Below are 13624 nucleotides of genomic sequence, written 5' to 3' on the forward strand. Positions count from 1 at the left end.
GAGGAGAAAATATGGAGTATATTAAGATTGAAAACGCATATATTAACAATTTAAAAAACATAAGTATAAATATTCCTAAAAATAAGCTTGTTGTAATTACTGGCATTAGCGGTTCAGGAAAATCAAGCTTAGCCTTTGATTTGATATTTGAAGAAGGTAGAAAAAAGTATCTTCAATCAATCGGGATGGCATTAGATTTTGGGACAGACCATTATACAGATATTACAGGTTTAAGCCCTACTGTAGCAGTTAAACAAAATTTAATCAGGCAGAGTAATCCTCGTTCTACTGTAGGTTCAAGGACAGGGATATTAAACAAACTGGGCTTATTATTCGCAAATGAAGGTGTTTGTTCAGATAGTGAAGACTTTACATTATCAAATGATGTTATGGACTCGGATATTTTCTCCTATCTTTCACCAACAGGAATGTGTTTTGATTGTGGTGGGACTGGTAAGAAATTCCACATGCATATGGAAAATATCATTTTATCTACTGCAATGACAGTCGAACAGTTATTTCAAAATATTGGTTCAACAAAAGGATATCTCAACTTATTACAAAGAAAATATAAGTCTTATTTTCACAAGCCTTTTTTGGAATGCCCTGATGAGATACAAAATGAACTAATTTATGGTGTAGTAGATAATATTTCTGGAAAAACAAGTTATTGTATTGAACGAGTATTACATAATCGATACCTTCGTGATGAAGATGTTCATATGTTGTATTCCTTAGAAACTTGTGAATCTTGTAAAGGCTATCGCATTTGTGATGAGGCAAGAAATATGAAAATCAATAATTATCACATTGGTGAAATTGCTAATATGCCTTTAATACAAGTAAAAGAATTTCTTGATGATTTAATAGATATGAACAAACTATCAGCTTTTGGAGTTGAAATGTCTCACTCTATTATTAGAATCTTAAATTCACTAATTAATATTAAATTAGGACATTTAACTATGTATCGAGAAATGCCAACTCTAAGTGGTGGAGAATTACAACGGATATTTTTACATGACCACTTAGAATCGAAATTAGCTTCACTTATCTATGTGTTTGACGAGCCTACCAGTGGATTACACGAATCTGAAAAACAAGGGATTATAGAATCACTTCAATCATTAAAAAATCAAGGGAATACTGTGATTATTGTTTCTCATGATAAAAGAATAATTAAGTTTGCTGATAATATTATTGATGTTGGAGCAAAGGCTGGTGATTTAGGTGGGGAGATTGTTTACCAAGGAAAATATTCTGAATTTCTAAATACTCAAAACTCACTCACTGCAAAATACTTAGATTATGATATGTCAAAGGACATCAAAAGAAATAAACAGAAAACAACAAGAAAACTAGGTGTATATAATGCGAATCAAAATAATTTAAAAAATATTTCTGTTGAAATCCCCATTAATCAACTAGTTGGGATTGCTGGAGTTTCTGGTAGTGGAAAAAGTACATTAATCTCTAAAACACTAGTGCCACTTTGCAAAGAGCAATTGAAATATAAAAATTTAAATATTCAAAATATAGAAGGAATAGAAAATATACAAAATATTATTGAAATATCACAAGCTCCTATTGGGCGCAAATCAAATTCAAATCCTGTTACTTATTTAGGTTTATGGGATAAGATAAGGGAATTATTTTCAAAACAACCCCAAGCAATGGATAATAAATTAAAATCAGGAGATTTCTCCTTCAACTCAAAAGGGGCATGTTCATCTTGTAAAGGTAGTGGGATTGAAAGTATTTCAGTTGGATATGATATTCAATTTAATAAAATATGTCCAGAATGTAATGGAACACGGTTTAATCAAAGAACCTTGCAAGTTTTATATAAGGGCAAGAATATTAATGACGTTCTGGAAATGAACGTTAGTGAAGCTATTTCATTTTTTGGAGATTCAACTGTTGACTTATCTGCTCTAAATGTACTCAAGAAAATAGGCATGGACTATGTGAAGTTAGGACAACCAACATCAACTCTTAGTGGCGGAGAAGCGCAAAGAATTAAGTTAGCAAAAGAGATTGGGAAAACAAGAAAAAATAGCACTCTTTATGTATTGGACGAACCTTCAACAGGGCTGAGTCAATATGATATTTCAAAATTACTTTATTTGTTGAACGAATTAATTTCGACAGGAAATTCAATTATAGTTATAGAGCATGATATCGATATATTAAAGTGTTGTGATTGGATTATAGAACTTGGCGAAGGTAGTGGAAATGCAGGTGGGAAAATCATTGCACAAGGTAAGCCAAGTGATTTGATGAACAATAATTTATCTATCACAGGGAGGTATTTATAAATGAAAAAAACAACCGTATTGCTTCCCGAAGAACGTTTATTTATTGATAAATTAGTAAAAACACAGCATTCGAATATCAGGGGGTTATCTATTCTTCAAAACGGGAAAACAGTATTTGAAACATATTATGGTCGTAAAACAGAAAATGATAAATTTAATGTTGCTTCCATAACAAAAAGTGTCCTATCTCTGTTGATAGGAATCGCTATAGATAAAGGCTACATTCAAAGTGTTGATGAAACGGTTATGGACTTTTTCCCAGAATACAAGTTTACAGATAACAATATTTTAAGAAGTCAAATAACTATTAAAAATCTTTTGACAATGACAGTGCCCTTTCCTTTTCCTAATATGAGGGAACCATTAAAAAGAATATGCATACAGCAAGATTGGGTAGAATATGCTCTTAAAATAATGGGAACTGGTGGAAGAATTGGAACTTTTAAATATTCTACAACTGGAGCTCATATTTTATCAGCAATTCTTACAAAAGCTACAAAAATGAGTGCACGTGAGTTTGCGAATATCCATCTTTTTATACCATTATTTATTGATGAAATTCCTGATTACCAAATGGAATATGATATAGATCATGTTTTTGGTAAAAAAATGAAAGGATGGGTTTCTGACCCTTTAGGATACAGTGCTGGGGGTTGGGGGTTAACATTATCACTAACTGATATGACTAAAATTGGACAACTATGTCTCCAAGAAGGATATATTAATGAAAAACAAGTTGTTAGCAAGGAATGGTTAAAAGAGTCTATCATTCCAGTAAAAAATAGTTATGGGTATTATGGATATCTTTGGTGGATTGGAGATAACAAATATGAGTATATGGCAACCGGCTCAGGAGGAAATATTATTTATATAAATGAAAGTAGACAAATAGTAATTGCAATTGCTTCAACAATTATATCTAAGCATATAAATAGAAAAGGGTTGATAGATAAGATTCTATCCATGTTATAAGCCTGAGAGGAGTTATATACATTTATGAGACTCGAATGGATATATTGCCCAATATGTAGGAATAAAACACGAATGAAAATTCGAAATGACACAAAGATATTCAATTTTCCTTTTTATTGTCCAAAATGTAAAAAGGAAACCTTGATAAATATAGAAAAAATGAAAATAACAATCATAAAAGAGCCAGACGCTAAGGCGCAGAGCCAACAATAAGGAACTAGTACTTCCTTGTTGTTGGTTTTTTTGATTGTAGTGGCATAGTGCATGGCTTAGGCAATGGCTCTAGGAGGCATTGCCATGCTAAAAACACATAAAGTAATACTAATAAAAATTGAATATGATATTCCATTACACATTTTTTCCGTGAGGTTTAAATGTGTATTTTTTTATCTTTTTTCTAATTTATCGAACTTTCACCACCCACCATCTGTGATAGGAACGAGCAAAGGATAGCTCACCTTTTGCAAACGGAAAGGGGGTGAAATTTATGACAGATACTTCTAATATAAGAAATAATAATATTGTTGAGCATACTCAAAAGCCTGTCGGTAAACGGCAGGCTTTATTTTAGTGTGACACGCATGGCGATTAACTAGGTGGTCCGACCCGAGGAACACGAACATCATCAGGCATAAGGAATTGGAAGCCTAGCTACACCTATTTGTCAACTTTGAAATCGTTCTCATTATAATATCGATTTATTTTTCCATCAGTACCATAAATAACGACAAGGCCAGGTTCTGGCTCCGGGAGATCATAACCTAAATCATATACTGGTAAATTTTTCACCTCTTCATTAACTGACTCAAAGAATGCATCTTCAGCAACTCTGTCTGTGTCACCTTCTACTTTTTTATTTTCTACTGTTTTAGTGTTAGTAGAATAAGGTTGTGGTTCAGCATCAGGAGAAGTAATTATAGCTAATGGATCAAATGTGACGGTTGGTTCTGTGTTTTCATCATACTTTAAGATAGCTCCTGGTTTCATACTTACTGGAATCGTATTTTTTATAGTTAATTCAGTGTTCCCGTCCTGACCTAGCAAGGTATCTTTGGTGTGGTCTGCATTAACTTTCTGATTATCTATTGTAGTAGCTATTGAAGAGGAAATGAGAATTAATGTAGTTATTCCGATTATTCCTGCGGCTATTAGACCAATATACTTATATTTCATTAGTAGTTACCTCATTCCACCAGTTAATCGATATTAAACTATATAATAACATTAACTACCAATCCTATCTTGAAATTAAAAATTCGTTAAACCGATATTCTGGATAGAATTAGCTTTTTATATTATCCAAAGGGAGCATTGCTTATTGACAAAGCAGTGGATCTCTTTGTTATGGCTCTCCCACTCCCAAAAAACCTTATGATAAAAACCGTTTGAGGTGTTCGTCCGTCTTAACCCACAGAACGTTATAAAAGAGAGAGAGAAGAAAAGGAGAGGAGATCATGATGGGCTCCCAAGCCGAGATGAAAAAGGTGGTACTGGCGAAAACGGAAGATGAAACCGATTTTTACCAGTCCATTATGGAACACCGGGATACACTGATCAATATTGCCTACAGTTACTTGCGAAACCGACATGATGCCTTAGAAGCGGTGCAGGAGATGACGTGCAGAGCATGGGTCAAGCGTTCAACGTTAAAAGACGGGAAGGCATTCAAAGCCTGGATCATCCGCATTTTGATCTATGTTTGCATTGACGAACAGAGACGTCGCAAACGGGCTGTGCCACTGCCTGATGATGAGTTGGAAAAAGCTATTGTCGAACCTTCTTTTGGCGGATTCAATCATAACAGGCTTGCTATGTGGCCCGTTCTGAAAAAGGTAAAGCCCAAATATCGACATGTGCTGCTGCTGAAATACTACAATGACATGACGCTGACAGAGATAGCTGCGATCCTCGGCAAGCCCCAGGGTACAGTGAAGACATGGCAGCACAAGGGGCTGGAGCAATTACGAAAATTAATGAATAATCGGGGGGAATGGCAAGATGACTAGTCCTGAAGAGCAAGCAATGCTTGCCGATGCGGCACAGATCCATCAGGAACGACAGCAACAGCTAAATGCTATCGATGCTACATACGCCATTCAGCGTGGATTGGCGATGGGACGGGCACGCCGGAAATCACGAAATTTCGCTATAAAAGTGGCTGCTATAACGCTCACAACCATAATGACTGCCGGTTTGTGGTTGTCCAGTCCGATCAGGGACACCGTTATACAGCAGAAAACGAAGGAACAGACGGTGGACTGGGGGGCACTGGACAAGTTTAAGGAAATGGCTGTCATCGATGTCGATCGAAGCACATTGGAATCGGCGATAAGAAACAATTATATTCAGATGATCAACAAGTCGGCGAAGTCGGGATCTTACCAGATTAATATCGATGCTGTTACTGCGGACGAGAACAAGTTAATATTGTTATATTCGGCCAAGACGGATTCCAGCCAGGAGATCTATAGTGTGAATAGTGTTAGAGTGACTGATACGCAAACAGGTCGCTCTCTAGGGAATATCGCAAAAATAGGGAGCGGGAAAGGTCATAGTTGGCATGGGCGTGGAACAATAGAGCTCGATCGCAGCCAACCCTTCCCTAAAAGTATTGAAGTTGATTTTCAAATCGCATCTGTAGACCCCGGCAAACTTGCTGATCCTAAGACAGGCACGGTCCGGTCAGAGATGCGGTACTCCGAGAGAATGAAAATTGACTTCAACTTGGACCCGAAATTTGCTGAAATCAAGACCGAGACGTATAAACCTGATCAAACCTTAATGCTCGGCGGTCATCAGGTCGTGTTATCTGAGGTTAAAATTTCTCCGCTCATGATCCGGGCAACATTCGCTTATGATCCTGGGAAAAAAAATGATTTTCAAACCAAGCTTTCAATTAGCGACATGTTACAACCATTTAAAATTGTGTCGAAGACGGGCGATGGGCGGATTTTTAAATTGTCTAACTTGTCAGGATGGGGAACCGAGGATGGAACTCAGCATACTTTCAGCAGCAACATGCTGGATGATCCCCAATCCATGGTAATGAAGTTGTATCCTGAATCCCGTAAATCGTATGCATCTGAACAGGAAGTTGAAAAACATATGCTGGAGCTCAAAATAAAATAAGAGAAGCCTGAAAGGATGAGACGATATGGCGGCAGTTGCCACACGTTTCATCCTTTTCTTGATGAATTTGAAATAAGATTGACAACTCGTATACATATGTATACAATCAAAACCAAACAATGTGTATACAATTGCATACAAAGAAGGGTGATTTATAATGAGAAATGAAAAATTTAAGGACTTTAAGAAAGAGGGACATCATCGTGGTGAGCGTCACAAAGGAAGAGATGGTTCACAAGAACGTGGAGCAAAAACCTTTCGCCGGGGTAGAGCAATTGCCTTTTTAGAGAGGATGAATCTTAAGCGTTCAACCATTAAGCAACAGCTAGATAAACCAGAGTTTCAATCTATTCATCCAATTTTAGTCGGTGAATTAAAAGCCATTGATATGGTAATTAACGAATTTATTCAATTATTTGAAATACATGAGAATGAAGTAATGGATATACCGAGTAATAATGAAGAAACAGAAAATTCGGTGTTGGGTAGTACAAAGTCTTTAGATAATGATGAGGAGGGAATTAGATCTAATGAAACAAATTAACAGTTATATCGATTCCGTGTTCTATAATCAAAATGCTCTTTTGGAGGAAGTCATTTCGTCCATTGAAGAAAACGGAATGCCCTGCATATCGGTATCTCCTTCCTCTGGAAAACTTCTAACCATGCTTATATCAATTTCAGGGGCTAAAAATGTTCTTGAAATAGGTGCTCTTGGAGGTTATAGCGGAATTTGCCTTGCCAGAGGATTCGGTAGAGAAGGAAAATTAACTTCCCTTGAATTAGAGGAAAGATACGCAAAGTTAGCATACAGCAATCTATCTAAAGCCGGCTTTGGCGATCAAGTAACCTATATTACCGGGGAAGCTTTGCAAAGCCTTGAAAAATTAGTTGAGGATAATAAACGATTTGATTTTTTCTTTATCGATGCTGATAAAGAAAATTATGAAAATTACCTGAGATATTGCATTAGACTTGCGGATTCAGGTGCTTTGATAGTTACTGATAACGTACTTGCTGGCGGTAGTGTAGCAGACCAGGGGGCTAAACCTAAACGTTACACTGAATTAATGAAGAAATTCAATGAAACTGTGGCCAATCATCCTCAATTAGAATCCCTTCTTATTCCGATCGGTGATGGGATGACTATTTCAAAAGTAAAGAAATGAAATCTATTGGAAAGTGGGGAACAATCAACAGGAGCATCTGAAGCTTGGATGTATCCCAGCTTTGTCTAGGCTGCATGTGCTTTGGTGTAGTAGAGCGTTGGATTCCATCTAGTAAAGCACTTGGGAGAAAGATAGTTTCAGCCTGTAAATCAGAAGGTGGCCTCATTATGATGCCATCTTTTTTTCGTAGGAATGTGATGTATCCTCAACCGATTGCTTTACGTTCAGTCTTAAATCTGCGTTTTGAATCATCGCTCTTTTAAATTGAGCTTGACAAGGTCCGGTTAATCGCATACATTGATAGTATCGATTTGATAATAACAAATTATTACTAAATGGGTGATGAGAAATGGAATTGCGGGATCGCAACGGGCTAACAGAGCGAGAGTTTTTGGAGCAATATCATGCAGGAGATTATGAGCGTCCGTCGGTGGCCACGGATATGGTCATCTTCACGGTGACGGATACCGAGGAGGACAATTACCGCAAGCTACCGGAGAAGGAGCTGCGCATCCTACTCATCCAGCGCGGTGGACACCCTTATCTGGGACGGTGGGCGCTGCCGGGCGGATTCGTACGTCCTACGGAGACGACGGAGCAGGCAGCAACGCGGGAGCTGCGGGAGGAGACGGGCGTGGACAACGTCTATCTGGAGCAACTGTATACGTTCAGCGAGCCGGGGCGCGACCCACGGACGTGGGTGATGAGCTGCTCCTATATGGCACTCATCGACAGCAGTCAGGTGCAGGTGGAGGCGGGGGACGATGCTGATAGTGCTGCCTGGTTCCAGATCTCTTACCGGCTGCTGCGGGAGTCGAAGGAACTGCTGGAGGATGGATATATCAAGACGCGGCAGTACGAGCTGAGCCTGGTTAATGGAGACGTCAGGTTGAACGCCATAGTGGTACGGAAGATTACCTCGACGGATACGGTCAATGCCACGGAGTACGCCATTGTCTCTAACGAAGGGTTCGCCTTCGACCACGCGAAGATTATTGCGCGCGCTGTCGAGCGCTTGCGAGGCAAGGTTGAGTATACAGACATCGCGCTCCATTTGATGCCGAAGCTGTTTACCTTGACGGAATTGCAACAAGTATACGAAGTTATTCTGGACCGGGAGCTGCTGAAGGCTGCCTTCCGGCGGAAGGTGGCTCATCTCGTTGAGGAGACAGATCATTATACGGAGAACGCTGGTCATCGTCCGTCGCGGCTGTATCGGAGAAGCAGGGAGAGGATTTAAATAGAAGAGCATTTGGACGTGCCGTGAAGAACTTCGACAAGGAAATATGAGAACTAAGCTACTAACACAAGAAGGAAAGTAAGGGGAGTAATATGAACCGAAAAGCAATTGCACAAGATACGCTGCGTTATATACAGCAAGGACATTATGAAATGAACGGGCGGCAGGTCGATTTCGCCGCAGAGCAGCAATATTCAGAGGATAACAGCGTGCTCATTACGCCCGAACAGGGGGCTGAACTGGTGCGGAACTCTATCCCTCCTTCTACGGGGGAGCTAGCGAAGCAGACGGTCGTCAATGAGGCGACGGTCAAGGCTATTCTTGATTTCGCTCGGGTTGGCACCGAACGGGTGGGTGTGCTTAACTTCGCAAGCGCTAAAAATCCGGGCGGAGGATTCCTCAACGGGGCGATGGCACAAGAGGAAAGCCTTGCTGCATCGAGTGGTCTGTATGGTACACAGTTGCGCCATGAAGGCTATTATCGGGCCAACCGCGCCTGCAAGTCGATGATGTATACCGACCATGCGATCTATTCGCCGGATGTAGTGTTTTTTCGGGACGAGAGGTTCGAGCTACTGGAGTTGCCGGTGACTGCCTCCGTACTGACACTGCCGGCTGTCAATTACGGACAGGTTCTGCTAAAGGGAGAGGAACCTGAGCGGGCGCGTCAGGTCATGCAAGATCGTATACGTCTCTCTCTGTCTATTTTTGCCGATCGGGGTGACCGCAATCTTGTCCTTGGGGCATACGGATGCGGCGTATTCCGCAATGATCCGGAGAAGGTCGCCGACTGGTGGCATGAGTTGCTCATCAAGGAAGGCTACGGAAGATTCTTCGAGCGAATTGTGTACGCCGTTCTTGACAGATCCAAGGACGGGAAATGCATTTGTGCATTTGATAGTCGCTTCGGGAGTCAGGTAGGCTTCGAAGGACTTCATAACTGATCTGCTGCAGAAATTCGGTGTGCAGGGTCATTTGAAAGATAACGAGCGTGAGCTTCTACAAGACAAGAATCCGACATATCAAGCAGCCATAAATATTACAGAGGTTTTACAAGCATCAGATGGCAAATTAGAATCAATTTGTTCAACATTGCTGCCGTATGATATAGAGAGCGCACGAAAATCAATCTGTATAAAGGAGCATTAGATGAACATGGATTTCACTCTGGAGACGATTCTGGACAAAATGAAACAGGAGATCGATAAATGGATTGCCAATATTAGCGATAAGGACGCGGAACGAATCGTGAAACGTACTTCGCTGCAGGTGGGCATTCACGATCACGCGCTACTCGAATATACCAAAGGCAAAGTGAACGTGAGTGATAAGGAGCTCAATTTTTCGATGCCGGGAGGCAAGACCAGACTCGGCGAGCCGCTGACCGAGGAACAAGTGCGAGAGCGGATCGTCCCTGAGCTTTCTTCTTATGTGCGGCATAAATTGGACGAACTGCCACGCTCGTTAATTGATTATCAATTTACATTTAACGGCAAGTTTCGGGCGCGGGAAGGCAGTGTCAACGTTTGCATTCTCGAATACGTCGATGAGACGAAGAAAAAACAATTGCAGGAACGAATCTCCATCTATATCGCGAATAAGCTCGAAGCGGGAAAATATCCGACCAAACCTTTGGAGACGTTTTTCCTCTCCAGACATCTGTTGGACGAGCGGTTGTTTCCTGATTTGGATGCCGACCGGATCATTTCCATTTTCGAGAACATTCAACAAGTGAATAAAGGGAACGAACATCTAACAGAGCATCGTTCTTATCTAATTAGCGCATTGCGGAATTGGGTAGAGAATCATTTGTTGCCACGTTATTTCGATAATATTGGGACACAGTGGCAAAGAGAATATATGAAAAAGTGTGACGCCCGGCTGGAAGATACCGAGCAAGGTCCGATCGAACTGGTCATCTATGCCGCGATGTTGATTCTGAAATACGGGCCCTCCCACAGCAGAAGCACGGGACTGGCTATTTTGAATTGCGCTATTGAGCTCGGAAGCGCCCGGGCAAAACGTCTGACAAAGGAAGGCAGCGGAACGTTCGCCAAAGAAGACATCAGCTTGAAGAACGAACTGGCGGAATGCACAGCCAACGACGTGTTTGCCGTTGCGACCATAGCCATTAAGCAGGAAACGGAGGAGAGCTACGCGCGTGCGCTTAAGTTTCTGACTCGCTTGTTAAGCCTGGGCTTCCCTAAAAGCTATCAAATCAAGCTGAAATCCGGCGTCAAACAATGGTTGCCGATCAAAGGTTTGGCCAAGTCGGGGACGCATCGCTTTTTCGCCAATGCCCTGGAATATCCGAATTTGCATCCCTTGCTGGAGGAGTATGCTCGGGCGGCGATCGAACCGTTCGAATGGTATGAAGATACGGATGGGGAAAAGAATTGCATGCCGGGCAGTTATGCCGTCTTTGGCCTCGGATTGGCGGATCGGGCATATTTTCCGTTAGTAGAAGAATATATGGAGAAGGTTGACGAAGAACACCAGTCCGTTCAGAACAATTTCACGGTTGCTTTGGCCGAGCGGCATGGAGTTAACACGGAGACGATTCCTACGCTGGTGAAGTGCATGCTGCATAGCACAGATTCGATGAAGCTGAAGATCAATGCCGATATGGAAGACGAGAAGCATCTCAAGCTGCTGCTCGATCAGGTTCGTGATCTTGAGGACTACGTGATAGAGCATATCGTTTATTTGATTTGGGGCGGAACGGAGAAGCTGAAAAAGATAGCCGCCAAAGCGGAAGGGGATCAGGGAATATGGCTCTCTGAGCTGGCACAAGTTGCCGGCCACGGTTAACCTTGATGTGGGACAAAATAATACATAGACGAAAAGCACTTTTACTTGAGCCTGCTGTAATTTTGAGATTACACAGACTCCGTTTAAGTGCTTTTTCATGTTTATAAATGAATGAAAATTCACTAATAGGTTTCATGAATACTCCCACCACTTACCTATGCTGACGCTTCGATTGAAGTGGGGGTTTCTGATGTATCATCTCTGCTTATTACTGGATGCTTAACATCAGTGGAGTTGACACGTTGACGGACTGGCTACCGACCAACCCCGCTATCCCATTGGCGGATGCTTTTGGGAATACTTTACGCATGATATTCGCTGCTCCGTTCACATCAGCATGGATCAGGCCCTTCCGACTTCGATACAACCCGCGATGAATCCGCTTGCCCGAGAAGGCCCTTGTAGCTCCTTCTTCATACTTGGGCAATGGGTCGTGATCCAGGAAACTGGCCTTCGACGTATACGCCTCTTCGGTGAGAATCACTTCGATTCCGAGTGCCGCGGCTTTATACCGGATCATCGAAACAAGCATCTGATGTGGAATGTAACAGAACGACTGATTGTTGCTCCGACCCATATCGGATTCCACCTTCCATCCCTGATTGTATCCGATGACGATTGTCCCGATCTTCTGCTCGGCAGCTAGTCTGACAATATAATGACTCGTCTTGTGAAACAAGTCCTTAATCCTCCGATGACGCTTCAGATGCAGACGATTTAGTCGCTTGGATGAAAATGCACCTTCCTGCGGTTGTTTGCCTTGGCGGAGAATCCCAGTATAATGTGCCTTCAACTTGTTGTAATACTGATTGATTGCTTTCATCGGCTTGCCCTTCACGCATACCGGTCGATGGTCCGTATTTGTGACGATGGTTGCAAGCTGATCAATGCCCAAATCAATCGCCAGCGCATTCTCTTTCGCGACATCTGTCGCTTCTACTGGGCAAGCGAATACCAGTTCCACGACATATTGCCCGTATTTCGGAACGATGCGTACCTGCTTCAAATCTCCCTCTGTATAGCCGAGCTTGCCGATATTGAGCCGCTGTTTCGTCTTTGGGAGTTTGAGGTACTTGCGATCCTTGATCTCACAATCCTGATTGGTGAAAACGACTTCCTTGGTCTTGGTGCGGGCGTAGCCGGGAATATGCGGTCTTCCGGCGTATTTGTCAGGTCGCAGGCGATAATCTGTGATGCTGGCGAAGAAAGATTGCCAATTGGAAAATACACGCTTCATAACCCACTGACTGCATTGTGCAGGGAGCGCCCGGTAATCCGCTTGTTCCATCGCCTTGAACAGACAATCGAGAAAGGGATAATCCACATAAGGAGACGCCTTCGTCGGCAATTCGAACAGGTGGCAGCGGGAATCCTTCCGCTGGTCGGCTGGTTTCAGAAGCTGCTTCTGAAGTCTCGCCTGATGGGCTTCAAGTTGGCGTACGTTCATCAATCCGATGTTCGTCAGTAACGTGTCCATGACTTGTTGTTGCAAGGGTTGAAGAGGCTTGTCCTGCCTGAGTGCCGTAAACACTTGGCGGATATAAAAGTTCGTCGTATTGTACAAATTCTTAGCGTCCTGACACATCTGCTCCGCGTACGCGTACAACCGATGGCCAGGCTTGATCCAAATTTGATAGGTTCTGTATGTTGGTTCTGACACACATTCCCCCCTTTTTGAAACCAAACATATGTTCTATTTCATTTTACCACATATGTTTGGATTGAGGGAGTGATTTGAAAGGAATTGTTACAAGCATTTCACAGATGTCCCCGATTCACCACCCCCTTAGCTCCTGCGTCGCTTGAAAAGGGCGTCCTCTCGGTGAATTTGATAGAGTTTCTATTGCAATGGGGAATACCGCAAAGTGAAACAGAGATATGGATGCAAGATGGAAATGACGTAATGGCCTTACTCAGAGGATAACAACGTATACAGATAGGAACCACGTCGATACGCGGTTTTATGTTTGTTAATTTCTGATTAA

The 13624-nt window shown here is 41.9% G+C and carries 12 protein-coding genes; 10 read left to right on the forward strand and 2 right to left on the reverse strand.

Translation table 11 applies throughout. The features are described from left to right. Positions 1-11: 11 nt before the first annotated feature. The 3 genes from AC2TF5_RS12830 (at position 12) to AC2TF5_RS12840 (ending at position 3503) form a co-directional block, all read left to right on the forward strand. Positions 12-2318 carry an excinuclease ABC subunit UvrA gene (locus tag AC2TF5_RS12830; RefSeq protein ID WP_491302518.1) on the forward strand — a complete coding sequence of 769 codons (2307 nt, stop codon included), beginning with the start codon at positions 12-14 and terminating at the stop codon, positions 2316-2318. After that, positions 2319-3290: a serine hydrolase domain-containing protein gene (locus AC2TF5_RS12835; RefSeq protein WP_491302519.1), complete on the forward strand. Its 972-nt coding sequence runs from the start codon at positions 2319-2321 to the stop codon at positions 3288-3290. Positions 3291-3362: 72 nt separating this feature from the next. After that, entirely contained in the window at positions 3363-3503 is a 141-nt protein-coding gene (locus tag AC2TF5_RS12840; RefSeq protein WP_491302520.1) for a cysteine-rich KTR domain-containing protein, read from the forward strand. Positions 3504-3947: 444 nt separating this feature from the next. Here AC2TF5_RS12840 and AC2TF5_RS12845 read toward each other — a convergent pair whose 3' ends face one another. Beyond that, entirely contained in the window at positions 3948-4463 is a 516-nt protein-coding gene (locus AC2TF5_RS12845) for a hypothetical protein (protein WP_491302521.1), read from the reverse strand. Positions 4464-4744: 281 nt separating this feature from the next. Here AC2TF5_RS12845 and AC2TF5_RS12850 point away from each other — a divergent pair, with 281 nt between their 5' ends. The 7 genes from AC2TF5_RS12850 (at position 4745) to AC2TF5_RS12880 (ending at position 11639) form a co-directional block, all read left to right on the forward strand. Further along, positions 4745-5296, forward strand: a complete 552-nt coding sequence (locus AC2TF5_RS12850; RefSeq protein ID WP_491302522.1) for a sigma-70 family RNA polymerase sigma factor — start codon at positions 4745-4747, stop codon at positions 5294-5296. After that, positions 5289-6419: a DUF4179 domain-containing protein gene (locus tag AC2TF5_RS12855; protein WP_491302523.1), complete on the forward strand. Its 1131-nt coding sequence runs from the start codon at positions 5289-5291 to the stop codon at positions 6417-6419. The genes AC2TF5_RS12850 and AC2TF5_RS12855 overlap by 8 nt, the downstream gene beginning before the upstream one ends. 157 nt (positions 6420-6576) lie before the next feature. Further along, positions 6577-6963, forward strand: coding sequence for a hypothetical protein (locus AC2TF5_RS12860; protein ID WP_491302524.1), 387 nt, complete (start codon positions 6577-6579; stop codon positions 6961-6963). After that, the gene (locus AC2TF5_RS12865; RefSeq protein ID WP_491302525.1) at positions 6950-7588 is read left to right on the forward strand and encodes an O-methyltransferase; all 639 of its coding nucleotides are present in this window, start codon (positions 6950-6952) and stop codon (positions 7586-7588) included. The genes AC2TF5_RS12860 and AC2TF5_RS12865 overlap by 14 nt, the downstream gene beginning before the upstream one ends. Before the next feature lie 349 nt (positions 7589-7937). Next, positions 7938-8828, forward strand: coding sequence for an NUDIX hydrolase (locus AC2TF5_RS12870; protein ID WP_491302526.1), 891 nt, complete (start codon positions 7938-7940; stop codon positions 8826-8828). Between the two features lie 92 nt (positions 8829-8920). Continuing rightward, the gene (locus AC2TF5_RS12875) at positions 8921-9772 is read left to right on the forward strand and encodes a TIGR02452 family protein (protein WP_491302527.1); all 852 of its coding nucleotides are present in this window, start codon (positions 8921-8923) and stop codon (positions 9770-9772) included. 211 nt (positions 9773-9983) lie between these two features. After that, positions 9984-11639, forward strand: a complete 1656-nt coding sequence (locus AC2TF5_RS12880; RefSeq protein WP_491302881.1) for a DUF6138 family protein — start codon at positions 9984-9986, stop codon at positions 11637-11639. A 208-nt stretch (positions 11640-11847) separates the two neighbouring features. On the opposite strand, the gene AC2TF5_RS12885 is transcribed toward AC2TF5_RS12880, so the two are convergent. Then, positions 11848-13299, reverse strand: a complete 1452-nt coding sequence (locus AC2TF5_RS12885; RefSeq protein ID WP_491302528.1) for an RNA-guided endonuclease InsQ/TnpB family protein — start codon at positions 13297-13299, stop codon at positions 11848-11850. Between the last annotated feature and the right edge of the window lie 325 nt (positions 13300-13624).

It is taken from the genome of Paenibacillus sp. JNUCC 34 (genome assembly GCF_058269055.1).